The 24,954-nt window shown below is 69.2% G+C and carries 24 protein-coding genes; 10 read left to right on the top strand and 14 right to left on the bottom strand.

Annotation, left to right across the window (positions count from 1 at the left end; genetic code table 11):
- The first annotated feature begins 27 nt into the window (after window positions 1–27).
- A complete protein-coding gene (locus OX958_RS24560; RefSeq protein ID WP_270131718.1) occupies window positions 28–1,023 on the top strand; it encodes a Gfo/Idh/MocA family protein in 996 nt (331 codons plus the stop codon).
- On the top strand, window positions 1,023–2,015 hold the full coding sequence (locus tag OX958_RS24555; protein ID WP_270131717.1) for a Gfo/Idh/MocA family protein: 993 nt from the start codon (window positions 1,023–1,025) through the stop codon (window positions 2,013–2,015). The genes OX958_RS24560 and OX958_RS24555 overlap by 1 nt, the downstream gene beginning before the upstream one ends.
- On the opposite strand, the gene OX958_RS24550 is transcribed toward OX958_RS24555, so the two are convergent.
- The 3 genes from OX958_RS24550 to OX958_RS24540 are packed head-to-tail and all read right to left on the bottom strand — an operon-like array spanning window position 2,008 to window position 4,321.
- Complete coding sequence (locus OX958_RS24550; protein ID WP_270131716.1) at window positions 2,008–2,406, bottom strand: MAPEG family protein; 399 nt, start codon at window positions 2,404–2,406, stop codon at window positions 2,008–2,010. The two genes, OX958_RS24555 and OX958_RS24550, sit on opposite strands and share 8 nt — an antisense overlap.
- Window positions 2,403–3,371, bottom strand: a complete 969-nt coding sequence (locus tag OX958_RS24545) for a hypothetical protein (RefSeq protein ID WP_270131715.1) — start codon at window positions 3,369–3,371, stop codon at window positions 2,403–2,405. The genes OX958_RS24550 and OX958_RS24545 overlap by 4 nt, the downstream gene beginning before the upstream one ends.
- Window positions 3,368–4,321 (bottom strand): glutamate-cysteine ligase family protein, encoded by a 954-nt coding sequence (locus OX958_RS24540; protein ID WP_270131714.1) that lies wholly within the window; start codon window positions 4,319–4,321, stop codon window positions 3,368–3,370. Before OX958_RS24540 ends, OX958_RS24545 begins: the two co-directional genes overlap by 4 nt.
- A gap of 56 nt (window positions 4,322–4,377) precedes the next feature.
- Here OX958_RS24540 and OX958_RS24535 point away from each other — a divergent pair, with 56 nt between their 5' ends.
- Window positions 4,378–4,857 (top strand): MarR family winged helix-turn-helix transcriptional regulator, encoded by a 480-nt coding sequence (locus tag OX958_RS24535; RefSeq protein WP_270131712.1) that lies wholly within the window; start codon window positions 4,378–4,380, stop codon window positions 4,855–4,857.
- Between the two features lie 22 nt (window positions 4,858–4,879).
- On the opposite strand, the gene OX958_RS24530 is transcribed toward OX958_RS24535, so the two are convergent.
- Entirely contained in the window at window positions 4,880–5,707 is an 828-nt protein-coding gene (locus OX958_RS24530; protein WP_270131711.1) for a PHP domain-containing protein, read from the bottom strand.
- Window positions 5,708–5,744: 37 nt separating this feature from the next.
- On the opposite strand from OX958_RS24530, the gene OX958_RS24525 reads away from it, so the two are divergent.
- The 4 genes from OX958_RS24525 to OX958_RS24510 all read left to right on the top strand — a co-directional run bounded on the left by OX958_RS24525 (window position 5,745) and on the right by OX958_RS24510 (window position 10,984).
- A complete protein-coding gene (locus OX958_RS24525) occupies window positions 5,745–6,665 on the top strand; it encodes an aminoglycoside phosphotransferase family protein (protein WP_270131710.1) in 921 nt (306 codons plus the stop codon).
- Between the two features lie 415 nt (window positions 6,666–7,080).
- Entirely contained in the window at window positions 7,081–8,292 is a 1,212-nt protein-coding gene (gene hemW, locus OX958_RS24520; RefSeq protein ID WP_270131709.1) for a radical SAM family heme chaperone HemW, read from the top strand.
- Window positions 8,293–8,508: 216 nt separating this feature from the next.
- Entirely contained in the window at window positions 8,509–9,834 is a 1,326-nt protein-coding gene (locus OX958_RS24515) for an ABC transporter substrate-binding protein (protein WP_270131708.1), read from the top strand.
- 136 nt (window positions 9,835–9,970) lie between these two features.
- The gene (locus OX958_RS24510; protein WP_270131707.1) at window positions 9,971–10,984 is read left to right on the top strand and encodes a LacI family DNA-binding transcriptional regulator; all 1,014 of its coding nucleotides are present in this window, start codon (window positions 9,971–9,973) and stop codon (window positions 10,982–10,984) included.
- 5 nt (window positions 10,985–10,989) lie between these two features.
- On the opposite strand, the gene OX958_RS24505 is transcribed toward OX958_RS24510, so the two are convergent.
- Entirely contained in the window at window positions 10,990–11,823 is an 834-nt protein-coding gene (locus tag OX958_RS24505; protein ID WP_270131706.1) for a hypothetical protein, read from the bottom strand.
- Window positions 11,816–12,436 carry a hypothetical protein gene (locus OX958_RS24500; protein ID WP_270131705.1) on the bottom strand — a complete coding sequence of 207 codons (621 nt, stop codon included), beginning with the start codon at window positions 12,434–12,436 and terminating at the stop codon, window positions 11,816–11,818. Before OX958_RS24500 ends, OX958_RS24505 begins: the two co-directional genes overlap by 8 nt.
- Before the next feature lie 119 nt (window positions 12,437–12,555).
- Here OX958_RS24500 and OX958_RS24495 point away from each other — a divergent pair, with 119 nt between their 5' ends.
- The gene (locus tag OX958_RS24495; RefSeq protein WP_270131704.1) at window positions 12,556–15,153 is read left to right on the top strand and encodes a DUF3376 domain-containing protein; all 2,598 of its coding nucleotides are present in this window, start codon (window positions 12,556–12,558) and stop codon (window positions 15,151–15,153) included.
- Here the strand turns inward: OX958_RS24495 and OX958_RS24490 are convergent.
- The 8 genes from OX958_RS24490 to OX958_RS24455 form a co-directional block, all read right to left on the bottom strand.
- On the bottom strand, window positions 15,128–15,952 hold the full coding sequence (locus OX958_RS24490) for a DUF3097 domain-containing protein (protein WP_270131703.1): 825 nt from the start codon (window positions 15,950–15,952) through the stop codon (window positions 15,128–15,130). The two genes, OX958_RS24495 and OX958_RS24490, sit on opposite strands and share 26 nt — an antisense overlap.
- A gap of 18 nt (window positions 15,953–15,970) precedes the next feature.
- Window positions 15,971–16,366 carry a type II toxin-antitoxin system VapC family toxin gene (locus OX958_RS24485; RefSeq protein ID WP_270131702.1) on the bottom strand — a complete coding sequence of 132 codons (396 nt, stop codon included), beginning with the start codon at window positions 16,364–16,366 and terminating at the stop codon, window positions 15,971–15,973.
- Window positions 16,363–16,617 carry a type II toxin-antitoxin system Phd/YefM family antitoxin gene (locus OX958_RS24480; protein ID WP_270131701.1) on the bottom strand — a complete coding sequence of 85 codons (255 nt, stop codon included), beginning with the start codon at window positions 16,615–16,617 and terminating at the stop codon, window positions 16,363–16,365. Before OX958_RS24480 ends, OX958_RS24485 begins: the two co-directional genes overlap by 4 nt.
- 35 nt (window positions 16,618–16,652) lie before the next feature.
- Window positions 16,653–18,311, bottom strand: coding sequence for a fatty acyl-AMP ligase (locus tag OX958_RS24475; RefSeq protein WP_270131700.1), 1,659 nt, complete (start codon window positions 18,309–18,311; stop codon window positions 16,653–16,655).
- The gene (locus tag OX958_RS24470) at window positions 18,308–20,062 is read right to left on the bottom strand and encodes an acyltransferase domain-containing protein (RefSeq protein ID WP_270131698.1); all 1,755 of its coding nucleotides are present in this window, start codon (window positions 20,060–20,062) and stop codon (window positions 18,308–18,310) included. Before OX958_RS24470 ends, OX958_RS24475 begins: the two co-directional genes overlap by 4 nt.
- Before the next feature lie 40 nt (window positions 20,063–20,102).
- Complete coding sequence (locus OX958_RS24465; RefSeq protein ID WP_270131697.1) at window positions 20,103–21,653, bottom strand: NCS1 family nucleobase:cation symporter-1; 1,551 nt, start codon at window positions 21,651–21,653, stop codon at window positions 20,103–20,105.
- Between the two features lie 118 nt (window positions 21,654–21,771).
- Window positions 21,772–22,560 carry an MBL fold metallo-hydrolase gene (locus OX958_RS24460; protein WP_270131696.1) on the bottom strand — a complete coding sequence of 263 codons (789 nt, stop codon included), beginning with the start codon at window positions 22,558–22,560 and terminating at the stop codon, window positions 21,772–21,774.
- A gap of 34 nt (window positions 22,561–22,594) precedes the next feature.
- Complete coding sequence (locus tag OX958_RS24455; protein ID WP_270131695.1) at window positions 22,595–22,975, bottom strand: EF-Tu/IF-2/RF-3 family GTPase; 381 nt, start codon at window positions 22,973–22,975, stop codon at window positions 22,595–22,597.
- 145 nt (window positions 22,976–23,120) lie between these two features.
- Here OX958_RS24455 and OX958_RS24450 point away from each other — a divergent pair, with 145 nt between their 5' ends.
- Both OX958_RS24450 and OX958_RS24445 read left to right on the top strand, forming a co-directional pair.
- Window positions 23,121–23,762 carry a ThuA domain-containing protein gene (locus OX958_RS24450; protein WP_270131693.1) on the top strand — a complete coding sequence of 214 codons (642 nt, stop codon included), beginning with the start codon at window positions 23,121–23,123 and terminating at the stop codon, window positions 23,760–23,762.
- Entirely contained in the window at window positions 23,747–24,850 is a 1,104-nt protein-coding gene (locus tag OX958_RS24445; RefSeq protein WP_270131691.1) for a Gfo/Idh/MocA family protein, read from the top strand. The genes OX958_RS24450 and OX958_RS24445 overlap by 16 nt, the downstream gene beginning before the upstream one ends.
- The last annotated feature ends 104 nt before the right edge of the window (window positions 24,851–24,954 follow it).

The following is a 24,954-nucleotide window of genomic DNA, read 5'->3' as shown; positions in this document are numbered from 1 at the left end:
GGAAATCGATTTCGCTAGGAGGAGCCGGTGCCGACACCGCTCAAGCTCGCTGTCCTGGGTTTCTGGCACGTTCACGCGAAGGACTACGCCCGGCAGGCGCAGGAGCATCCCGGGACGGAACTCGTCGCCGTCTGGGATGACGATCCGGCCCTCGGGCGGCCCGGCGCCGACCACTTCGGCGTCGAGTTCACCGACGATCTCGACGCCTTGCTGGCGCGCGAGGATCTCGACGGGGTCACCATCACGACCGGGACCGACGTGCACCGCGACATCATGGTGAAGGCGGCCCGGGCGGGGAAGCACATCTTCACCGAGAAGCTGCTCGCGCCGACGGTCGCCGAGGCCGAGGAGATCATCGCCGCCGCGGATGCCGACGACGTCAAGCTGGTGGTGTCGTTGCCCCGGCTCGCACACGGCTACACGCAAGCGATCCGCGAGGTGATCGCCGGCGGAGAGCTCGGCGAGCTCACCTATGGCAGGGTCCGGTTGTCCCACGACGGTGCCGTTTCGCGCGACGGCAACGAGGGCTGGCTGCCGCAGCGGTTCTTCGACCCGAAGGCCGCGATCGGGGGAGCGCTGACCGACCTCGGCTGCCACCCGGTCTACCTGCTGCAACTGTTCCTCGGCGCCGCGCCCGAGACCGTCAGTGCGACGTACCGGTCGGTGGCCGGGCGTGGTCTCGAGGACAACGCGGTGGTGACCGTCGGCTATCCCGACCAGCGGATCGGCGTGATCGAGGCCGGATTCGCCAGCCCGAATCCGTTCACCATCGAGATCTTCGGGACGAACGGCAGCCTCAGCTACACCGACGAAGGCAACGTGCTGCGGGTGTCCGGGAAGCAGTTGCCGGTGCCGGAGCACGGCAAGGATCCGTTCGCCCAGTGGGTGGACCACATCGCTGACGGGACTCGGGCGGACGACAACCTTGCACGGGCGGTCGAGCTGACCCGGATGGTCGTCGCCGCGAACGAGGCAGCGGCCAAGGGTCAGGTCGTCGCGTACGACGGACGGGAGCTCGGCTGATGGCACCGCTCAAGGTCGGACTCATCGGAGGCGGCGGGATCGCGTCGGCCCACATCCGCGGCTATCGCGAGCATGCGGACAAGATCGGCGTCACCGCGGTGGCCGATGCCCGGCAGGAAACGGCCGCCGCTCGCGGTGAAGAACTGGGCGCGACGGCGTACACGGACTATGCCGAGATGCTTGCGAGTGAGGAGCTGGACGCGGTCGACATCTGTCTGCCGCACCACCTGCACCGGGACGCGATCGTGGCAGCAGCCCAAGCAGGTAAGCACATCCTGTGCGAGAAGCCGCTCTGCCTGACGGCGGAGGAAGCGGCCGACGTGCGTGCGGCGGTCCGCGCCGGCGGCGTGACCCTGATGTGCGCGCACAACCAGCTGTTCATGCCGGCCGTGGCGAAGGCCAAGGAACTGCTGGACGCCGGCACGATCGGCACCGTCTACGAGGTGCGGACCACCGACAGCTTCTACAACGACTTCGATCCGGCGACCATGGGCTGGCGTGCGAGCAGCAGGACGAGCGGCGGTGGGGAGCTGATCGACACCGGCTACCACCCGACGTACCTGATGCTGCACCTGGCGGGTGGGCTGCCGGTCGAGGCGACGGCGATGCTGTCCACGCACCGGCTGAAATTCATGGAGGGTGAGGATTCCGCGCAGGTGCTGATCCGGTTCGACAACGGGGTGGTCGGTCAGCTGGTGACCAGCTGGGCCTACCAGCCGGCCCCGAACACCGAGCGGTTCTCCGTGGTCGGGGAGCTGGGATCGCTGCGCAGCGACGGCAACTCGCTCACCTCGCGGCTTCGGTCCGGTGCGAGCGAGACCTTCGACCTGGAGCCGAACGACACCTTCGTCGCCGAGATCGGTCACTTCGCCGACTCCCTGCTCGGCGGCACCCGGCCGTTGCACACCGAGGAGGAGGGCCTCGCCGTACTGGGTATTCTGCTGGCCGCCTACGAAGGTGCGCGGTCGAAGACGATCGCGCCGATCAGATGAACACGACCGCGGAGACGCCGAGAGTGATGCCGACGAGATAGGTGCCGAGAGCACCCAGATCGCGGAGTGGGCCGTGCTCGGCGAGCGTCTCGGCGGTGAGCATTCCGACGGCGTGCAAGGCCCGCACCGCGAACGCCGCGATCGCCAGCGCGTCGACCCACCAACTGCCGGACAGCGTCGAGCAGACCAGCAGCAGGACGATCATGGTCGGGATGTACTCCGCGGCGTTGCCGTGCGCGCGGATCGCGATCAGCAGCCGGTCGGCGGGATCGGTCGGGGCCTGGTTCCCGCCGTTGCTGCCGCGGATCGCGCGGTGCCGGGTGACGTTGGCGCCGAGCAGGAACAGCAGCACGCCCATCAGGGCGATGCAGACGATCGTGACGGTACTCATGTGCGGACTCCTTCGTGCTGACGGTTGATGGTGAGGTGCTGGACGATGGTGTGGCTGAGCTCGGTGCCGAGCAGGGCATCGGTCTTGTGCATGCCGCCGGGACACGTCACGTTGACCTCGATCAGCCGGCCGCCGATCACGTCGAGGCCCGCGATCGCGAGGCCGTGCCGGAGCAAGTGCGGGCGAAGCGCGGCAACGATCGCGCGGTCGTCGTCATCGATGGCGGCGGGTGCGATCGGCGGGCCGATCCGGAAGTCGTCGGCGCAGGGGCGACGCAGTACGGCGCCGATGATCTCGCCGTCGAGCAGGAACAGTCGTTTGTTGCCGTGCTCGACGGCAGGCAGGTACTGCTGGGCGATCACCTGCCGGCGTCCGCCGCGGGTGGCCGACTCCAGCAGCGAGACGGCCGCGTGGTCGTTGGCGACGAGCCAGACGTCGAGGCCGGCGAATCCGTCGACAGGCTTGACGATCGCGGTACCGACGGCGGAGACGAACTCACGCAGGCCGTCGAGGTGGGCGCCGATATGGGTGGGTGGGCACAGGTCGGGGATGCGCAGCGCGACGAGCTTCTCGTGCAGCGCCCGGATGCCCTCGGGATCGTTGATCACGGCAGTGCCCGCGACGTCGAGCAGGTAGGTCGTGTGCAGGTAGCGTTCGTCGACCGGTGGGTCGATCCGCAGGTGTATCAGGTCGAAACGCGCTGTCTCGACGACGGCCGTTTCGATCAGCTCGAACCACGTCCGGTCGACGATCCAGCGATGGTCGCCGCCGGCTGGGTGGCGTGGCCGCAGTTCGATCCGGTGGGCATGCGCGAAGAGCTTGCCGTAGGCAATGAAAAGGCCGGCGGGTTCGCAGTGCCAGATGCCGAGGCCGAGATCCTGGGTCGCCGCCATCAGACCGATCGTCGCGTCGATGTCGGGTTGCAGACCGGTCAGCGGATCAGTGACGAACAGGACGCCGGTCATGCGGCAGGCTCCAGATCGGGCAGCAGTTGGCGGGCGCGCTCGGTGAGCTCCGGGTCGCCCATGGCAGCGGCGTACCAGTGGTCGGCGAGGTGGGGGAGTTCCGCCTCCAGGTGCCGGAGGGTGCGGCGGCGGAGTTCGTCGTCGTACAGGAGATTGGCGAAGGTGGTCACCACTGGGCCGACGTTCGCGGGTTCCTGGGCGTCGAGGAAGCGGACTTCGAGATAGTTGCCGCGCGGGCGGACCGGCGGAAAGAGGGTGGTCAGGTGATCGGCCGGGCCGCCGGTGACGAAGACGTCGGCCCCGGCGGCGAACTCGGCGTACGCCGTGACCGGGTCGCCGTACAGCAGGCGGTCGTCGAAGCCGGTGCGCGCGGGATCGGCGCGCAGCCAGGTGGCGAGCCGGCTGCCGAGTCCGGAGCTTCTCGCGAACAACGCGGCCAGGAACGGGCCTGCGAGGTTCAGGACGCGCCATTGCTCGGCGCCGGCCGCGCCCGGCCACCAGTCCAGGCACACCTGGGTGGAGGCGGTACGGCGCATCATGCGACGCCCGGCTGGCCCGATGGCGTCGAAGTGGCGATGCATGGCGACGTACCGCGGAGACGTCAACTGCAGCGGAACCTCGTGCTCGGGACGTGAGTCGCACGGGACGGCCGCGAGCTGGATTCCGGCTGCGGAGAGGTGCTGCTGGAGGTCGCTGGTGAAGGCCTGGAGGGCGCCGGCCGGATCGGCGGCACAGGGGAGGCTGAGTTCGAGTTGGCCGCCGGGTTCGAAGCCGACGTACGGCGCCGCGTGGGCGAAGCGGACTGCCCGGCGTACGCGCTCGATCGGTACGGCGGCGCCGGTCGCGAGGTCGGCGACCAGGAACTCCTGCTCGATCGCGATCCGGGTGGTCCGCCGGCGAGCGCCGGCCAACAGGCCCGCTGCGAGCGGACGTAGCTCCTTGGTGTCCATTGGTCCCCCTGATACCGTAAGGATTCCTGTCGAAATATTGGAAGGAATCCTTACGGATGTCAAGGGGTCAGCTGTCGTCACCTGACCGCAAGCCGTTGATCGCCGTGGTCGATCGGGCGAACCGGGCGCTGCAGGCGGACATGGTCAGGAGCGCGCATCGCCATGGCTTTCCGGAGATCAAGCCGGCGCACAACGCGGTGTTCGCGACCCTGGGCACCGCGGGCGGGCGGGCGATCGACATGGCCGAGCGAGCAGGGATCACGCGGCAGTCGATGGGAGAAGTGATCCGCGAGATGGTCGGCCTCGGGATCCTCGAGATGCGCCCCGACCCGGCCGATCGGCGGGCCAAGCTCGTCACGTACACGGAGTACGGGCTCCAGGTGGCCGGGAGCGGAAAGAGCCGGCTGGCCGAGCTGGAGCAGCGCTTCGACGAGGAGTTCGGCGCGGCGGAGTACGAGCTGGCGCGCGACGTCCTGCAACGACTTGCGGGGCTGCTCGATCGCCTCGCTGCGGAAGAGGCCGCAGTCGACGGCTGACTTGACCGGGCGCGCGCGGCTCTCAGTTGGAGAAGCGCCAGGGGTCGCCCGGTTTGCGGTCGGGCCGGAAGCCGACGGACGAGGCCGAGGCGGCCGCGTCGGCGAGTCCGGTGGCGAGGGCCGCCGGCAGGTGAGCGTCGCTGCCGAAGGTGATGCGACGGCCGCCCTCCTCGGGCCACCAACCGAGGATCGTCGGGTGCAGCGGGAGCCGGGTGTTGATCTCGAGGGCGCGTTCGCCGTCGGCCAGCGATCGGAGGGCCTGCCGGAGTTCGTCCTCGAAGTCCTTCGGGTCGAACGGCCGGGCGTCGGCAGGCCAGGAGCGGATCGGGTAGTCGATGTGGGCGAAGACCTCGAACAGCTCGGAGCCGTCGACCATCACCGGGATCTCCCGCAGGAAGCCACGGAAGACCTCGTCGGCGGGGTAGCGCGGATAGAGCTCCCACGGTTCGGCGTACTCGGTGCCGTCGAGGAGGCAGTGCAACGAGCCGACCAGCCGGTCGAAGGTGCCTTGGGCAAGTAGTTTGGTCAGCTCCGGGCCGTGCAGCTGGGGTTGTCCGATCTCCAGGCCGGTCAGGATTCTGAGCTCCGGGTACTTCGCGCGGCACCTGTCCACCGACTCCAGATAGCCGCGGGCGTCGAGTTCGGGGGCATGGAGCGTGCCGTCGGTGACCAGATCGGCGAACCGGGTGGCCAGGAAGCCGGCCCGGAACGGCGTGAAGTCGACGTGCTCGGTGAAGGCGACCGACGGTACGCCGAGCTCCACCGCGCGGGCGCAGGTCAGGTCCATCGCACCGTCGCCGGCGTCCCAGGAGAACTCGCTGTGCACATGCCCATCGCCTGGTAGCTGCATGGCTCGTATTCTGCCCGGAAGGATAGGTTTCCCAGGCATGGCTGAGATCGCTGTGGACGAAGCGCTGGTGCGGGGGTTGCTGGCTGAGCAGCATCCGGACCTTGCAGAGCTGAGACTCCGCGAGGTGGTTGGTGGATGGGACAACCAGATGTGGCGGCTCGGCGACGAGTACGCCGTACGGATTCCCCGGACCCCGCGTGCACCGTCCTTGCTGCGGACGGAGTTGCAGTGGTTGCCTTCGATCGCCGAGCGGCTGCCACTGCCGATCCCGGTGCCGCTGCGTTCCGGTGCGCCTTCCGACTTGTTCCCGAAGCCGTGGCACGTCGTCGGTTGGGTCAGCGGTGAACCAGCCGATCGCAGTCCGATCACCCACGCGGAGTCGGCCGAGGTGCTCGCGGGTTTCCTGAAGGCGCTGCACACCGAGGCGCCTGTCGACGCGCCAATCAGTCCCGACCGCAGCGCGCCGCTGAGTAAACTGACCGCTGGCTTCGACCATGGCCTCGCATACGCCGAACTCGACGACACGGATCTCACGGATGAGGCGCTACGCGACGCCGTACGCCGAATCTGGAACGCCGGCGTCGCGGCCCCGGTCTGGCCCGGCGCGCCGAGCTGGCTGCACGCCGACCTCCACCCCGCCAACGTGCTTGTCACCAATGGCGCCTTGTCCGGCGTGATCGACTTCGGCGACCTGTGCGCCGGCGACCCGGCCACCGACCTCGCCGCCGCCTGGCTACTGCTCCCCGCGGGATCGGCGCCCCGATTCCTTGAGGCGTACGGCGGAGTGGACGATGCCACGATCGGACGCGCGCTTGCCTGGGCGGCGTACCGGGCGCTTGGGTTGATCAGCATCGGCCGAGCCGGCGACGAAGGCCTACGCGGCGGGAAGCCAACCTGGCGCCCAGCCGGCCGTGCGGCGCTGGCGCGAGTGCTTGATCACGCGGGGGTTGTCGGTTAGCTGCTCACTGGGTGTCGCAACCTCGCGAAGCTGCTCTGGTCCTGACCGCGTCGGCGCCTGAAAGCGCGGTGGGGTGAGTGATGCGGGCCGCCGAGGGTGCGCTGCGGGGAGAGGTGATCGGCAGGCTGGCGCGGCGGCAGCAGCGTGGGGTCGGAGCCGATGCGGGTGGTGGGTGCGAAGGGGAGGCGGCTGCGGGGGTGGCGCGCGTTGGGGCGAGATGGATTGTCAGCCTGGGGCGGCGGCAGCGCGGGTCGGAGCCGACGCGTGTGATGGGTGCGGAGGGGAGACGGCTCCGGCGGTGGTGCGCTTCCGGCTGAGATGGATCGGCATGCTTAGGGGCGGCAGCGGGGGCCGGGGCAACCTGAGGGACGGGTGGGCGGGCGCGGGGGCAATTCCCGGCCCGTACGATGGTGAGGTGCCATCGACACTGCCCGAGGGGGAGGTTGCGCCCCCGGACGGGGCGTTGCCGGAACCGGCCGTTCACGAAGCGACGAGCCGGCCGTTCGGGTTCTATCTGCATGTGCCGTTTTGCGCCGCTCGCTGCGGCTACTGCGACTTCAACACCTATACCGCCAAGGAACTCGGCGGCGGCGGTTCGCAGGCCTCGTACGCCGACAGCGCGGTGGCCGAGGTCCGGCTGGCTCGCCGGGTGCTGGGCGACCTGGACCGGCCTGTGGACACGATCTTCTTCGGTGGCGGTACGCCGACCCTGCTGCCGGCCGAGGATCTCGGCCGGATGCTGGCCGCGGTCCGCGACGAGTTCGGGCTGGCTCCTGACGCCGAGGTGACCACGGAGGCGAATCCAGAGTCCGTCGATCCGGCGTACCTGGCCGCGATCCGTGCAGCGGGCTTCAACCGCGTCTCGTTCGGGATGCAGAGCGCCACTCCGCACGTGTTGCAGATCCTCGATCGCAAGCACACGCCGGGCCGCGCGCTCGAAGCGGTGAAGGAGGCGACCGCCGCCGGTTTCGAGCACGTCAACCTCGACCTGATCTACGGCACCCCGGGCGAGTCGCTGGAGGACTGGCGGATCTCGCTGGAGTCGGCGCTGTCGGCTGAGCCCGACCACGTCAGTGCCTACGCGCTGATCGTCGAGGACGGCACCCAGTTGGCCCGACGGGTGCGTCGCGGTGAGTTGCCAATGCCGGACGACGATGACCTCGCCGACAAGTACGTGCTGGCCGACGACCTGCTCACCAGCGCGGGCCTCGGCTGGTACGAGGTCTCCAACTGGGCCCGTACGCCGGAAGCGCGCTGCCGCCACAACGAGCTCTACTGGCGCGGCGACACCTGGTGGGGGATCGGCCCCGGCGCGCACAGCCACGTGGGCGGCGTCCGCTGGTGGAACGTGAAGCACCCCACCGCGTACGCCGAGAGGCTCGCCGCGGGCGACAGTCCGGCGTACGCGCGGGAGATCCTGGACGCCGAGACGCGCCGGGTCGAGCGGGTGCTGCTGGAGATCCGGCTGGCCGCCGGACTGCCCCTCGACGTCCTGGACGACGCCGGGCGAGCAGCGGCGAAGGATGCGGTCGGCAACAACCTGCTGATCGAGACGCAGGGGCGTCTGGTGCTCACAGCGCGTGGCCGGTTGCTGGCCGACGCCGTTGTCCGTGACTTGCTGCCCTGATCGTCCACGGACGGCGAAAAGCCAAGAAAAACAGCGATCCGTCACCGGAGTGGTTCACTGCGTGACGTTACCTGCTGGTATGTACTGACCAAGTCGGCGTCGTGTCTCACAGTAACGATGTGGTCCTTGACACATCTGGCCGGAACGCTCGAAACTCGATTCCACTTCACAATCGAGAGCGCTCTCAACCCGTCCTCTGTATCAGGGAGCATTCCCATGCGGCCCAGTGCCCGCCAACGCAGTGCCGTCCTCGCCCTCGCCTGCAGCCTCACCTTGCTGGCGACCGCCTGCGGAGGCAGTGACCAGCAGTCCTCCTCGGGGTCCGGCTCGGACTCCGACGGCCCGAAGATCGAGCTGACCATCGCGACGTTCAACGAGTTCGGGTACGACGACCTGTACAAGGAGTACGAGGCCGAACACCCCAACGTCAAGATCACGCCGCGCAAGGCCAAGACGGTCGACGAGCACATCAAGAACCTCGACACCAACCTGGCCGCCGGTTCCGGGCTGGCCGACATCGAGGCGATGGAGGTCAGCTGGATCTACAACTACCTGGCCAAGGCCGACCAGTTCGCCGACCTGCGCGACTTCGGCGCCGACGACCTGACCGGCCGCTGGCTGGACTGGAAGGTGGCCGGCGCGACCACCTCCGAGGGCAAGATCATCGGGTACGGCACCGACATCGGCCCCGAGGCGATCTGCTACCGCAAGGACCTGTTCGCCAAGGCGGGGCTGCCGACCGACCGGGCCAAGGTCGCCCAACTGTTCCCGGACTGGTCGTCGTACTTCGCCACCGGCCGCAGGTTCAAGGCGAAGGTGCCGAACTCGGCCTGGTACGACTCGTCGGTGCTGACCTGGGAAGCGATGCGCAACCAGCTGATCGAGGCCTACTACTCCAACAACGACCGGTACCTCGGGGACGAGAACGAGCTGCTGAAGCAGACCTGGGACCAGATCGTCGCCGGTCAGCGGGACGGCCTGTCGGCGAAGCTGCCGGCCTGGAGTGCCCCGTGGACGAAGGCGTTCAAGACCGACGCGTTCGCGACCATCGCCTGCCCGGGCTGGCTGCTCGGCGTGATCCAGGACAACGCGGGCAGTTTCGGCAAGGGCAAGTGGGACGTGGCCAACGTGTTCCCCGGTGGCGGTGGCAACTGGGGTGGTTCGTACCTGACCATTCCGATGCAGTCCGGCCAGCAGGCCGAGGCGGCCAAGCTGGCCGCCTGGCTGACCGCGCCGGAGCAGCAGATCAAGGTGTTCAAGAAGGTCGGTTCGTTCCCCTCCACCGTCGACGCGTACGACTCGCCGCAGGTGAAGAGCCAGGTGAACCAGTACTTCAACAACGCGCCGGTCGGCAAGATCTTCATCGAGCGGGCCAAGAACGTGATCCTCAAGCAGCACAAGGGTCCCCGTGACGGCGAGATCAACCACGTCTTCACCCAGGCACTCGGCCGGGTCGACTCGGGCAAGCAGCACCCCGACGACGCCTGGCGCCAGGCGCTGCGCGACGCCGACAAGGCGGCCAACCTCCGCAAGGGCGGCTGAAAAGCCTCTCTCCCAAGGGCCTCTCTCCCTGGGCCCGCAGGACCGGCCCTGCTTCGTACGGCGGTGTTTCCGGCGGCCCGGCCCCGATTGGTACTACGGTGGCAAGGTCAGAATCAGCCGGGGAGGTCCGTAGTCGATGCAGGGTCAGGACAGTGGGTCTCCGACGCTGGAGCAGGTTGCTGCGCTGGCAGGAGTTTCCCGCGCGACCGTGTCGCGGGTGGTGAACGGATCGCCGAAGGTGCTGCCGGAGACGGTGGCAGCCGTCGAGCGCGCGATCGGCGTACTCGGCTACGTGCCGAACCGGGCGGCCCGCGCGCTGGTGACGCGCCGGACGGACTCGGTCGCGCTGGTCGTTCCCGAGCCGGACAGCCGGGTCTTCTCCGACCCGTTCTTCGCCGGCATCCTGCGCGGGATCAGCATGACGCTCGCGCCGACCTCGTCGCAGCTGGTGCTGCTGATCGAGCCCGCGGCCGGTGACGACCAGCGCCTGCTGCGTTACCTGCGGGGCGGCCACGTGGACGGCGCGATCATCGTCAGCCACCACGGCCGCGACAACGTCCTGCAGGAACTGGCCCATCTGCCGCTGCCGATCGTCTTCAGCGCGCGTCCGCTCGGCGTCGAGGTACCGGTCGCCAGTGTCGACGTCGACAACGTCGCGGGCGCCCGGACAGCGGTCGAGTACCTGCTGTCCATCGGGCGCCGCAAGGTCGGCACCATCGCCGGACCGGTCGACATGACCGCGGGCATCGACCGGCTCACCGGCTACCAGGAGGCCGTCAGGACGGCCGGCATCACCGAGGCGATCGCGTACGGCGACTTCACCGCTGACGGTGGTGAGCAGGCCACGGTGCGGTTGCTGGACGAGCATCCGGACCTCGACGGGATCTTCGTCGCCAACGACCTGATGGCGACCGCGACGTTGCGGGTGCTGTCGCAACGCGGCAAGCGGGTCCCGGCGGACGTCGCGGTGGTCGGCTTCGACGACTCGGTGGTGGCGACCACGACCACTCCCAAACTGACGACCGTGCGGCAGCCGGTGGAGAAGCTCGGCACCCGGCTGGCCGAGATCCTGCTCGCCAAGCTGGCCGGCGCAGATCTGACCAGTCCGGAGATTTTCGAGACCGAGCTGATCGTCCGCGGCTCGGCCTAGCCGAGCTACGGCGGGTCGTTCTGGAACTGGAACTGCACCCGGATCGAGCCGTCCAGCGGCAGGACCAGAGTGGTGTTCGACGCGTTCCACTCCTGCGGGACGAGGAACAACCGGTTCTGCCCGACGACGAGCAGCCGCAGGCCGCGGTACCGGTAGTTGAAGGTCTGGCCGGTGCCCGTCCGCAGCGCGGTCTCCTCGATCCCGGGTGACCGCAGTTGCAGCCTTTCCTTGGTGTCGAGGATGACCACGGGGAACTGCCGCAGGTTCTCCGCGTCGGACTTGGCCAGCCCACGACCGGAGTACTGCGCGGTGGTGGCCGTCGCCCAGAACGCGCAGGTCGTCGTCACGGCCGCGAGCAGACCGAGCAACACGTACTGCGGTGTCAGGCCGGCCGCTTTGCGATCGAAGTACGACAGGTAGGCGAGCGCCGCCGCGGCCAGGCCGATCACCAGCGGAGTGATCAGCGCGTAGTGCGGAACGTGCCGCAGCAGGGGAAAGCCGACCAGCCCGAGTACGCCGAGGAGCAGCAGCGCCGCGGCGACGACCTTGGAGCGCCGGATCGTCGTCGCGCTCGGCTGGATCGCGTTGTGCAGCAGGAGTCCGGCGACCGCGAGCAGCGTGAGGCCGAGCAGCGGGACGAGCAGCGGCTGCGGGCTGCGCATCACGTAGTCCTGCGTGTCCAGGCCGATCGTGTCGACGTCGACCCCGAAGTACTCGTACTGCGCCCGAGCGGAGACGTAGCCGAAGTAGAACAGCAGCCCACTGATCAAAGTCACCGGCGCGACGATCCGCGCGGCGAAGCTGATCCAGCGCTCGGCCGGGGTCTGCTCCTCAGCCACTCGGCGGGCCCGAGGTGAACGAGATCTGGCTCCCCGGTACGTCGCCCGCCAGGGACTTGCACTCCGCTTCGGTCGCGCACTGGGCGGAGACGGACAGGATCAGCTGCACGGCATCGCCCCCGGTCAACTGCTTCACGCCGACGTAGCAGGGCTTGAACCCGCTCGGCTGCCACTCGACGTCGGCCGTGCAGGGAGGCGACTTCTCACCGCAGGCGGCCTGGTCCAAGGTGAAGATGCCGGCGGGTTCGAGCTGGGGCGAGCCGACCTTGATCGTCGTACCGTCCGGGATCGGGCTCTTGCCGAGCCAGTTCACCTCGGCGCACTGGTAGCCGTCCTGGGTGGTCTCGACGTTGCCGCCGATGGGCGCGGAGGCGATCTCGATCGACGGCTTCTGCTGGCTGGGCTGTGTCGTCTCCGGGTCGGTGGGCTCGATCGACGGCTCGCCGGCCGTCTCCGTCGACTCCGTCGACCCAGTCGGCTCCGCCGGGTCGGTGATGACCGGCTCGCTCCCGGCCGGATCACTGCCGGCGGAATCGTTGCCCGCGCAGCCGAACGCCAGCAGTGACAGCAGCACTGACGATGCGATCCCGACCACCGGACGCCATCGAGCCATGACGACCACCCCCACAGTCAGGATGGCCGCTCGGGCAATCCGCGACAACAGTTCGGGCGTCTCGCTCTGGGAAAGTTCCGCACCGCCTGGTATTGCTACCAGCAGACAAGGGGGGATCCATGTCCGATCATGAGATCCGGATCGCGTTGGTGCTCAACGGCGGGGTGAGTCTGGCGGTCTGGATGGGTGGGGTGACGCACGAACTGGACCTGATCCGGCGGGCGTCCGGTGCGGCCTCGGCGCCGAAAGCACAGGCCTACGACGAGGAACTCGCGACCCGGTGGCGCGAGCTGTGCCGCCGGGGCGGTGAACGGAGACGGCTGGTGATCGACGTGATCGCCGGGACCAGCGCGGGCGGGCTGAACGGGTCGTTGCTCGCGACAGCGGTCGCGCACGGCTCGACGCTCGACCCCGATCCGGACAGTGCCGGTGACGGCGGTCCGTGGCTGCGGCAGCGTTGGGTCGGGCTCGGCTCGCTCGAGGTCGGGAAGCTGGTGCCGGGGGTCGGCGTCGCGTCGACGTCCGTGCTGGACGGCAAGTACTTCCTCAAGGAGCTGAGGAGCCTGCTCGACGGGGTGGCCAAGGCCGGCAAGACCTCGGCCGCCGAGCCGGTCACGCTGTTCGTCACGGCGTCCGGGCTGGGGGTGCAGCAGTTCGAGGCGAAGGACGCGGCCGGGCAGCGGTTCGCCGTACCGGATCATCGGTATCTGTTCTGCTTCACCAGCGAGAAGAAGGCCGTGTACGACGGGAAGCAGCGGGAGTTCTCGGTGACCGCGAACAACGGGTTGCGCGACACCGGGCTGTTGGCCCGGGCGGCGCGCGCGTCGGCGTCGTTCCCGGCCGCTTTCGGCCCGGTGCTGGAGACGCCGAACATGGCGGCCTCACCGCCGCGGGTCCAGCCCACGCAGGCGGAATCGGGGACGTGGCTGGTGGATGGCGGCGTGCTCGACAACGCGCCGTTCGGGCCGGTGCTCGACGTCGTCGCCCGCCGCCCGGTCACCGGACGCGCGAGCCGCTACGTCCTGTACGTCGTACCGTCGGCGGGCATCGGCACGGCGGCCGAGACCCGCTTGGCCGACGCGACCGAACCGAACTGGCGGGTGGCGGCGATGTCGGCCGTGCAGTTCCCGCGGGAGGTGGATTTCCGCTCCGACGTGGAGCAGCTCGAACGGCTGCTGCTGGAGGCGGACGCGTCCTGGTCGGACTCGCAGCGGCTCTTCGATCGTTGCATCGGGCAACAAGCTGAGCGGGACCGGTTGCAGCAGGCGGCCGCGTTGCTGCAACCGGCGTACGCGCGAGGGCGGGCGGCGGGAGGTGTCTGGGAGGCTGTCACCGTTGCGACGCACGACCAGTCGACGGTGCTGGACGCGGCATCGGCGTTGTCCGAGGCGGAGATCGACGAGATCCTCGGCACGAAACATCCTTGGGTGCCGGAGCCGGACGGGTCGATCGCGCCGCTGACTCGAGATCAGGCCGGGAATCCCTGCTGGGCTTGGGGAACGGGCGCCGCGGAGCGCGTCGTACGGCTGGTACTGCGGTCGCTTCGAACCCGTATCAGCAGCGCGCCCCGGGACCAGCGGGCTGAGCTCGAACGGCGGTTGAAGGCGACGAGTGACACCCTGCTGAAGGTCCAGGCGGTGCGGGACGCGCTGGCCGAGCAGTTGGCCGCGGCGGATCTGGATCTCCAGCCCGCGGGTGGAGCGGAGGCCGTCGCGGTCGCGGTCAACGACATCTTCGAGGCGTTGCAGGTGCAGCGGGCGCTGGGCGACGAGTTCGCCGCGCTGATCGAGGTGGTCGGCGCCGAGGTGGTGGAGACGGCGCTGGAGGTGGAGATCGTCTCGCGCTGCACGTCGGCGCGGACGCCGCAGCAACGCAGTGCACCGTTCCAGTTCCTGCGGCTCGGCCCGGACATCCCGCTCCGGCTGCTCGACGAACTGCCGGAAGGGTCGATCGCCAACGACCTGAAGGACCGGATCCTGTACGGCTCCCAGGTCGGTCACTTCGGTGCGTTCGGGGCGGCGGACTGGCGGCGCTGGGACTGGCTGATGGGCCGGCTGCACTGCGTCGCGCACCTCGGCGCGATGCTCGGTGCCGACCGGGACTGGATCCGCGAGACTCAGCGGCTCGTCCTGGAGGCGGAGGAGTGGAAGCTGGAGAAGGTCGCCGAGCGGGTGCAGCGACTGGCGGAGGACTTTCCCGTCGATGCTGGGCCGGCCGCGCTCACGACCATGCGGGACGAGCTCAACACGAGTCCCGAAGGGATGGCGACGACCAAAGGGCTGGCTGACCGGATGGTCGAGGTGTCGGGCGGGCTGAACCCGGTGGTCGGCGACTGGGTCAAGGCGATGGCAGGGCGGAAGAACAAGCCGGAGACCTGGTTGCTGCAGGTCGCCCGGTGGTTCACCGAACCGGCCCGGCACAGCCTCTGGCACCGGCTGGTGAAGAACGTCGAGCTGACACCGGCTCGACGGCCGCTGATCTTCCAGCGCTGGTTGCCACCGGCGCTGCTCGGTGGCGCGCTGCTGTTGCTGGTACTGGCCGGGGTGGTGGAGTCGGCCGGCGTACGGATCATCGCGGCCCTGCTGGCCGGCGTACTGCTGACCGCCGGGGTGGTGGCGTTCGCCGGATCGCTGTTGATCCGGCGGGTGCGACGGCGGATTCGCGGCTGGATCGAGGAACGGGTGCCGCCGATCAGTCCTGCGTCACGAAATCGATGAGTTCCTCGACCCGGCCGAGCAGTTCCGGCTCCAGATCGGCGTAGCTGCGCACCTTGGACTGGATGTGCTTCCACGCGGCGGCGACGTCGGCCTGGTCGGTGGCCGGCCAGCCGAAGGTCTGCAGCACGCCCTTCTTCCAGTCCTGCCCGCGCGGGATCTTCGGCCAGGCCGCGATCCCCAGCGACGACGGCTTGACCGCCTCCCAGATGTCGATGAACGGGTGACCGACGACGAGCACGTCGCGGTTGCTGATCTCGGCCGCGATCCTGGACTCCTTGGAGCCCTCGACCAGGTGGTCGACCAGCACGCCGAGCCGGCGGCCGGGCCCGGGCCGGAACCGGCTGACGATGGCCGGCAGGTCGTCGATGCCCTCCATGTACTCGACGACGACACTCTCGATCCGCAGGTCGTCGCCCCAGACCCGCTCCACCAGTTCGGCGTCGTGGCGGCCCTCGACGTAGATCCGGCTGGCCCGCGCGACCTTGGCCCGCACGTTGGAGACCGCCACCGACCCCGACGCGGTGTGCGTCTTCCTGGCCGGCCCGGCCTTCTTCGGCGCCACCAGGTTGACCGGCTTGCCGTCCACCCAGAACCCCGGCCCGAGCGGATACGTCTTGATCTTCCCGCGCCGGTCCTCGAGATCGACCACCCCGTGCTCCCACCGGACCACGGCGCCGACGTACCCCGAACTGGGTTCCTCGACCACCAGCCCCTTCTCGATCACCAGATCGACGGTCCGCCCGTTCTTGGGCTTACGCCAGTCCCCGGACAACACGTCGTTCCCATACCGATCAGCCACGGTCCAAACCTAACCTGTTCAGGCTTTCAGTACCGGTACGTCGTACTGGTGAATCGTTGCGTTCCTGGTCACCAGCGTGAGTCTCTCGGTGAGGGCCTGAGCGATCAGCATCCGGTCGAAAGGATCGCGATGCAGGAGTGGGAGCCGGCCGGCCAGGTCTGCGTGAGCCGACCGGATCGGCAGCTCACCGACTCCGGTGCGTTCGACCAGCTCCAGGAAGTTCGGCGGCAGGTCGAGCTTGCCGGCCGCTGCCTTGATCGAGATCTCCCAGATCGTCGCGGCGCTGACATAGACCTGGAGCTCGGTGTCGATCCGGTCCTTGAGCTCATCGGCCAACTCGGGGCCGTCCAGCATCCACCAGAGCAGGACATGGGTGTCCAGCAGCAGCCTGCGCGGGAGGCCCGACCGGGTCACGACGACAGACCGAAGTCGCCGGCGATCTCCTCGTTGGTCTCGACCGAATCCCAGTCGGCGGCCAGCACGGCCCGGTTGGCCAGAATCCCGCGGCCTTGGCGGCAGACGACCTGCGGCAGCGGGACAACCTTCGCCACCGGGCGTCCGGCGCGGCTGATGATGACCTCTTCGCCGTGCTCGACCCGGTCGATGATGCGCGACAGCTGGGTCTTCGCCTCATGCATGTTGTACTGCGCCGTGGGCTCTGTCATGGCCTCTCCCGCTCGGCTAGTCCGGTTAGCTAAGCCTAGCCCGGTTGGCTGGGCCGGACAATCGGCGACGGTCGAGCTCCAGCGGTTTCGAGGTACCAGGTGCGGGTGGGGTGGCGGGCGGGTTTGCCGCTGGAGGTTCGGTGGATGGTGCCTGGGCGGGTGAGGAGGACGTGGTGGACGCGGAGGGCGTGGTGGCGGTTCACGGCGGCGCGGATGGAGCCGGTGGGGTCGTCGGAAGTGGTGTGCTCGACGATGACGATCAGGTGTTCGGTGTCGTGGGAGGGGACGGAGAAGGCGGCTACTCTGCCTGGCCGGAGAGCTGGGTGGGTGCGGTGGATGGTGGCTTCGATGTCCTGGGGGTGGTGGTTGCGGCCGTCGATGATGATCAGGTCCTTGAGGCGGCCGGTGACGTAGAGCTCGCCGTCGAACAGGGCGCCGAGGTCGCCGGTGCGGAGCCAGGGGCCGGTGCCGTCGGTGAGGGTTGCGCCGAAGACCACGGTGGTGCGGGCGGGGTCGGACCAGTAGCCGCGGGCGACGTTCGGGCCGGCCAAGTGGATCTCGCCGACGTGGCCTGAGGGGAGAGGGTTGCCGGCCGGGTCCGCGATGACGACCTGCTGACCGCGCGGTGGGCCGCAGGACACCAACTCGGTGGCAGCGGCACCGGGCGGCCGCAGTACGCCGGTGGTGACGGCGTCGCGGTCGAACGAGGTGATGGTCGGTTCGGTGTCCACGAGCGCGCTGGCGACGAACACGACCGCCTCCGCCAGCCCGTACGCCGGGACGTGGCTGGCCGGGTCGAGACCGCAGTCGCGGAAGGCATCGGTGAAGGCCGCGATGGTGGCCGGCCGAATCGGTTCGGCGCCGTTGAGGAAGGCCTTGAAGCGGCTCAGGTCGAGATCCTCCTTGGCGGAGATCCGCTGGACGCAGTAGTCGTAGGCGAAGTTCGGGGCCGCGGTGTAGACGTCGAGCGGTCCGTCGGCCAGCTGGAACCAGCGCGCCGGGCGCATCAGGAACGCGACCGGATCGGTGAAGACCGAGCGGTCGCCGTGCAGCAGCGGTACGCCGAGCGTCAGGATCAGGCCCATGTCGTGGAACAGCGGCAGCCAGCTGACCGTCATCGAGCGGCCCGGCCGGAACTCGAAGGCCTCGATCAGCTGCCGCACGTTCGCGATCAGGTTGCGATGGGAGACCATCACGCCGCTCGGTTCGCCGGTCGAGCCGGAGGTGTACTGCAGGTAGGCGAGGTCGTCCGGGTCGATCGGCTCGGGTTGCCAGCCGGCCGGCCGGACCTGATCGAGAGCGATCGTCGGACCGGCAGCGACAGCGGCATCGGCTGCGTCATCGGCTGGCGAGCTGGTGAGGACGCAGGCCGGTGAGCTGTCGGCCAGCGCGCCGTCCAGCCTGGCGCGGTGTCCGGGCAGGTCGGGCGCGAACAACGGGACCGCGATCGTCCGGGCGTAGCAGGAGCCGAGGACCGCGATGAGGTAGTCGAGTCCTTGCGGCGTGAGGATGGCGACGCGGTCGCCTGGTTCGGCGTGCTCGCGGATCGCGGCCGCGGTGGAGCGGGCGCGAGTGTCGACCTCACTCCAGGTCAGCGTGGTGCGAGTGCCTGCCTGGTGATCGACGTAGGTGTAGGCAGGATGATCAGGCTTCTCCCGCGCCCAGCGAACGACCAGGTCGACGATCGTGGTCACGGCGTGGGCCAGGCCGGAACCGGTACGTCGGTGACGCGACCCGGCGGCACGACGATCGGGTGACCGAGCACCTCGAGCCGCGCGAGCTGGGTATGGAACGCGAGCGCGTCGGCGGTCAGCGGGAAGAAGAGTTGGTGACCGTCGAGGGTGGCGCGGCTGAGCGTCGTACCGAGGGTGTCCGGCTGCTTGGAGTTGGCGGCCCAGTAGTCGGCGCTGAACGGGACCGTCTCGGTCGAGGCTGCTGAGTAGAAAGGCAGGCGGGCGGCTGCGGGGGAGAGATCCGCCAAGGCTGTGTTGAGCTGGTCCGGCGTACGGGCCAAGGCGGCGATCACTTGCGCACCTTCGGTGGCAGTCAGCGCTCCCGCCACGACCGCGGCCGCGACCTCACCTGCGCCGTCGGCCGCGATCGCTGCCGGTACGACGCCGTACTGCTGCCATGACAAGGCAAGCGCGAGCTGTACGGCGTACGTGATCGGCAACTCGTCACCGATCGGCACAGTTCCGTTCAGCACCGCATCGCGAAGTGAAACGCCCGCGGCCCAGGCCATCAACGGATCGAGCTCCGCGATCATGCCCGCGAGGCCCGGCACGCTCTCCGCCAGTTCCCGCAGTCCTCCAGCAGCGAGGAGCTCTGTCGGGAGCACCTCTTCGGGCCGGCCCGAGAAGACCCACACCGGTTGCGGCGGCTCCGCAGTTGCCTGGGCGCTCAGGACATCCGGACTATCGTTGCCCTGGGCAAGCGATGTCAGGGCGGCGGTGAGGTCGGCTCGTTCCCGGCCGACGACGGCCGCCCGGACCGGACCGCGACCGGTCCGTCGGGCCAGGGTGTGCGCGACATCCGCGTTGCCCGCGGCGGAGGTGGCGCGGAGGTGTGCGGCCAGCTGCTCGGCGTACTGCTGGATGCGCTCGATCGACACGTCCGCCAGCAGGAGCCTGGTCGGCCCGCTCGAGGGCGTGCGTGCGGCAGGGCGCGCCCGGCGTACGACGGCCTGCGGGGTTGCCAGCGACCGGCCGACGGGGAACGGGACCAGGTCGCGAGTCATCCCGCGATCGGCCGTCAGCACCGCCTCGAAGAAGTCGTCCGTCTCCGGTTCAGCTGGTGAGTTCTCGGAATCGATGCACAAGGCAAGTACCTGGTCGAAGTCCCGAGTGGCGTCGGCCAGACGCTTGAGAACGGCGATGCGGCAACCGTGGTCGGCCAAGACGGGCAGGACGGCAAGAGCGAGGTCGGAGCTGCCGGACCGGAGGCTCGCTATCGCTTGCGCTACCGGAGCGCCGGTGGAATCGACCGGACCGGCCAGCGCGAGCTGCGGGGCCAGAGCGGCGGCGCCGAACACGCCGGTCGAGGTGCCTGCCAGGGCGCGAGGTGAGATTCCGGCGTACTCGAGAGCCTCCCACGCGACCTCCAGCAACAACTGGTCGCCGCCGGTCGGGCGGAGGCCGAGGCCGATGACGGCGATCTCGTCCCCGGTGAGTGGTTCCGTGGGGGTGATCGGGACGCCGTCGGGCCAGGTGTCGCTGAGCAGACCGCGGATCATCTGGTTGACGGTCGGATACCGCCAGATGCTGCTCGGCTCCAGGCGCCGCCCGAGCAGCTCCTCGAGCTCCCCGGTGGCCGCGATCGCGTCCTTCGAGGTCAGCCCGTACTGCTCCAGCAACCGGTCCGGGTCGATGTCGGCCTCGGTGAGTTCGCAGGAGCGTGCGATCCGATCCACCAGGAAGCGTCTGAGGTCCTGCTCAGCGATAGCCATCGCGACCGAAGATAAGCCATCGACCACGCAGGCAGGGTGATCAGTAGGTCTCGGCGGCGTGGGTCGGCGAACTGCTGCGGATCGGGGAGATGACGGTGAGGGCTAGATAGACCACGAAGCCGGCGACCAGCCCGACCACCCAGGAGTAGTCGTAGAGCGGCTGCAGGAACGGGATCAGGCCGTCGGCGGGGAACGGCCCGGCGCCGGGGTTGGAGTAGGCGCCACCGACGGCCAGGACCGACCCGGCCAGCGTGGCGGCGACCGCTCGCCAGTTCCAGCCGGCGGCGTACCAGTAGCGGCCGTGCGGCAGATAGAGGTCGGCGAGGAACAGATGGGTGCGGTCGACGAACCAGTAGCCGGCGATCAGTACGCCGGCCACCGACGCGAGCAGGCCGCCGTAGAACGACAGCCAGACGAAGATGTAGATCGAAGGATCGGAGATCAGCCGCCAGGGCTGGATCACGATCCCGATCACGCCGGTCAGCAGCCCCGCGGTGCGGAAGTCGAGCCAGCGGGGCAGCGCGTTGGCGAAGTCGTACGACGGACTGACCACGTTCGCCGCGACGTTGCACGACATCGTCGCCAGGATCGCCATCACCAGGCCGATCGTCACCACCACCGGGTTCTCGAACCGCCGGGTCAGCTCGACCGGGTCCCAGATCGCCGAACCGTAGACGATCACCGTCCCGGAGGTGGTGATGATCGAGACCAGCGCGATGAACGACATCGTGGTCGGCAGCCCGATGATCTGCCCGAGCACCTGCTGGCGCTGGCCCTTGCCGAACCGGGTGAAGTCGGGCATGTTCAGCGACAGCGTCGCCCAGAACGCGATCATCCCCATCAGCGACGGCGCGAAGATCTTCCAGAAGTCGGCGTCCCAGCCCAGCTTGGACGGCTGCGACAGGATCGGGCCGAAGCCGCCGGCCTTCACCAGGATCGCGATCATCAACGCCAGGAAGGCGAGCGTGACCAGCGGTGCCGCCCAGTTCTCGAACCGGCGCAGGCCCTCGATCCCACGCCAGATCAGCACCATCTGCAGGGCCCAGAAGAACGCGAAGCTCAGCCACATCGTCCACGGGTGACCGCCGATCGACGCCGCCCCGGTCCAGCCGGAACCGGCCAGCTCACCGGCGATCACGTAGATCGCCTGGCCGCCGATCCAGGTCTGGATGCCGAACCAGCCGCAGGCGATGAACGCCCGCAGCAGCGCCGGGAAGTTCGCCCCGCGGACGCCGTAGAAGGCCCGCGCGAAGACCGGGAACGGGATGCCGTACTTCGTGCCCGCGTGGCTGTTCAGCAGCAGCGGCACCAGCACGATCAGGTTGCCCAGGGTGATGGTGAGGAACGCCTGCAACCAGTTCATGCCCAGCGAGACCAGACCGGCCGCCAGCAGGTAGCTGGGGATGTTGTGCGCCATCCCCATCCACAGCGCCGCGTAGTTGTACGTCGACCAGCGCCGCTCGGGCAGCCGGGTCGGCGCCAGTTCGGCGTTCCCGTACCGGCTTTCGGCGATCGAAGCCGGATCGGACAGCTCGACCCGGCCGTCCGGATGGGTGATCTGGTCAGGAGAAGCCGGTGCCGCATGCGCCATCGTCGCCACCTCGTCCGCAGTCGTGTGTCGCACCAACGTGCGGGATCACGGACGTCCTGTCAACGCGTAACCGCGGAGCGTGACCGTCGTCGCCGACGGTGGTCGCGGAGCGAGGGTCCTACTCGTCCTTGGCCAGTCCGAGCAGCGGCAGGGTCGGGCGCGGCGGCGCGCCCAGGGCGGCGTACCCGCGGCGTACGGCCTGCTCGAGGTGGGGATGCGGCCACGGCCAGTCGTCGGTGTGCGCGAGCGCTGCCTCGAGTGAGGTGCCGTTGTGGTGCAGCCCCGAGATGGTGTTCGCGACCGTGCCGATGTCGCTGTTCTGGTCGCGGACGAACTCCGCGTCGACCACCGCACCGTGCCCGGGCACGACCCTGGCCGTCGCGGACAGCAGCCCGATCAGCCGGTCGACCGTGTCGGCCCACTGCAGTGGATGGCAGTCCTCGCCGTACGACGGCGGCGCCGACTCCTCGATCAGGTCACCGGCGAAGAACACGTCCACGTCCGGTACGACGATCACCAGGTCGCCGTCGGTGTGCCCGTTGCCCAGGTGCAGCAGCTCGACCCGGCGGTCGCCCAGCTCGATCACCTTGGCGACCGCGAAACCGATGTCGATGGCAACGGTCCCGGCGACCGCGGCGACGGTGTTCTCCTGCGCGTAGCTGGTCGCGCCCTCGAAGGCGGGGTTGCCGAAGACGTGGTCGAAGTGGGCGTGGGTGTTGACCACCCAGCGCACCGGCAGTTCGGTGACCTCGCGGATGTCGGCGAGCAACTGCGTCGCCTGCTCCACGTCGGCCCGGGTGTCGACCACCAGGGCGCCCTCGCTGCCGACGACGAGCCCGACGTTCACGTCGTACTCCGGATACCGGCGGACCCACGTGCGGTCGCCGAGTTCTTCCCACGCACTCATACCGCGACCCTAACCGGCCGCCCGGCGCCGGTGATCAGTGGGAGATGACGTCACCGGCGAGCACCTGGCTCTTGTCGATGCCTTCGAGCAACAGGCCGACGTTCTCCCCGGCGCTCGCGGCGGTGAGCGTCTTGCGGAACGCCTCGATCGCGGTGACGCGGGTGGTCGCCACCGGCTGCCCGGCACGCATGATCAGCACCTGATCACCGGTCCGCACCGTGCCCGAGGTGATCCGTCCGGTGACGATCGTGCCGCGGCCGGTGATGGCGAAGACGTCCTCGACCGGCAACGTGAACTGCCCGGCCGGTACGGCGTCCTGCACCCGCCCGTCCTGCACCGATCCGTCTGGCACCGGGCCGTCCTGCGGCCGGACGTCCTGCACCCGTGGCTCCTGCTTCCAGAACTTCCATCCCATGGAGCCGACCCTAGTGCCGGCCGGCCGCCGTGCCCATCCAGCCGCCGGGACGGGGGTTGAAGGCCCGTGGTGGGCCGCCTAAGGTCGCAGAGCTGAACCGATTCATCCGATCTCTGCACCCGATGGAACACGAAGGGCGGACGGCGTGACGACACGACGGGCACTGGTGGTGCGAGGCGGCTGGGAAGGCCATGTCCCGGTCGAGGCGACCGAGCTGTTCATTCCCTTCCTGCGGCAGAACGGCTTCGAGGTGACCGTCTCGGACAGCCCGGAGAGCTATCTCGACCTGGACGGCACCGACCTGGTGCTGCAGTGCGTCACGATGAGCGAGATCACCGCCGAGCAGGTCAAGGGCCTGGAGGCCGCTGTCCGGGCCGGGACCGGCCTGGCCGGCTGGCACGGCGGCATCATCGACTCGTTCCGCAGCAACACCGACTACAGCTTCATGACCGGCGGCCAGTTCGTCTCGCACCCGGGCGGCGCCGTCGACCACCGGATCGACATCGTCTCCGGCCACCCGATCGTCGAGGGCCTGACGGCGTTCGACCTGCGCACCGAGCAGTACTACGTGCACGCCGATCCGACCAACAACGTCCTGGCCACCACCACCTTCGACGCGCATCCGGACTTCCCCTGGATCGTGGGCGCGACGATGCCGGCGGTCTGGACCCGCGGCTGGGGCGAAGGTCGAGTCTTCGTCTGTACGCCGGGCCACACCGTCGCCGACCTGGAGACGCCGCAGATCCGCACGATCGTCGAGCGGGGGCTGCTGTGGGCGAGCAAGTGACGAACATCGGCATCGTCGGCACCGGCGTCATCAGCGGCACCTACCTGGAGCACCTGGCCAGGCTGCCCGGCGTACAGGTGGTCGCGGTCGCCGATCTCGATCTCTCGCGGGCGCAGGCGATCGCCGATCAGAATCCGGGCGTCCGGGCGCTGACGTCGGACGACCTGTTCGCCGATCCCGAGGTCGACATCGTCCTCAACCTGACCATCCCGGCCGCGCACGGACCTGTCCACCAGGCGGCGCTGCAGGCCGGCAAGCACGTGTACGGCGAGAAGCCGCTCGCCGTCGACCGTGCGGAGGCCGAGCCGCTCCTGAAGCTCGCCGCCGCCAACAACCTCCGCATCGGCTGCGCCCCCGACACTGTGCTCGGCACTGGGACCCAGACGGCACGGGCGGCGCTCGACCGCGGCGACATCGGCGTACCGACTGCTGCGACGGCTTCGTTCGTCACGCCGGGCCACGAGCTGTGGCACCCGGCTCCTGAGTTCTACTACCAACCCGGTGGCGGTCCGTTGCTCGACATGGGCCCGTACTACGTGACAAGCCTCGTCACGCTGCTCGGCCCGGTACGCCGAGTCACTGGCCGCGCGGGCCGCTCCCAGGAGCAGCGCAAGGTCCACACGGGACCACGAGCGGGGGAGGCGTTCCCGGTCGAGGTGCCGACGCATGTGACCGGCGTACTTGAGCATGAGTCCGGTGCACTGACCACAGTGCTGATGAGCTTCGACGTCTGGGCGGCACGGCTGCCGCGAATCGAGATCTACGGCACCGAGGGCAGCCTGTCCGTCCCCGATCCGAACAACTTCGCGGGCACGGTGGAGATCGCCACCGCAACCGACCGTGACTGGAGAGAGCTTCCGGTAGCCGGTGGGTACGCCGACGCCGGGCGGGGGGTCGGGGTGGCCGACATGGCTCGCGCACTGCGCAACGGCGAGCCGCATCGCGCTGACGGAGCGCTGGCCTACCACGTGCTCGACGTACTGGAGTCAGTGCTCGAGTCTGCGGCCCAGGACCGGTCACTGGACGTGGCGAGTACGGTCTCGCGGCCGGCCGCCGTACCGTTGGGAGCGTCGCCGGAACTGGCCTGAGACCAGTCCCACGCCGCTACGCGTCGGTATCTGCTGTGGCGGCTCGGTAGACTGGCACTCCAAAGTCCGGAGTGCCAAGAGGGCTGCCGGTGGCCGACACCTCA

Source organism: Kribbella sp. CA-293567, from assembly GCF_027627575.1.
GTDB lineage: Bacteria > Actinomycetota > Actinomycetes > Propionibacteriales > Kribbellaceae > Kribbella.
Note: the sequence above shows the minus strand (reverse complement) of the source record. Positions and strands in the feature narration are given on the sequence as shown.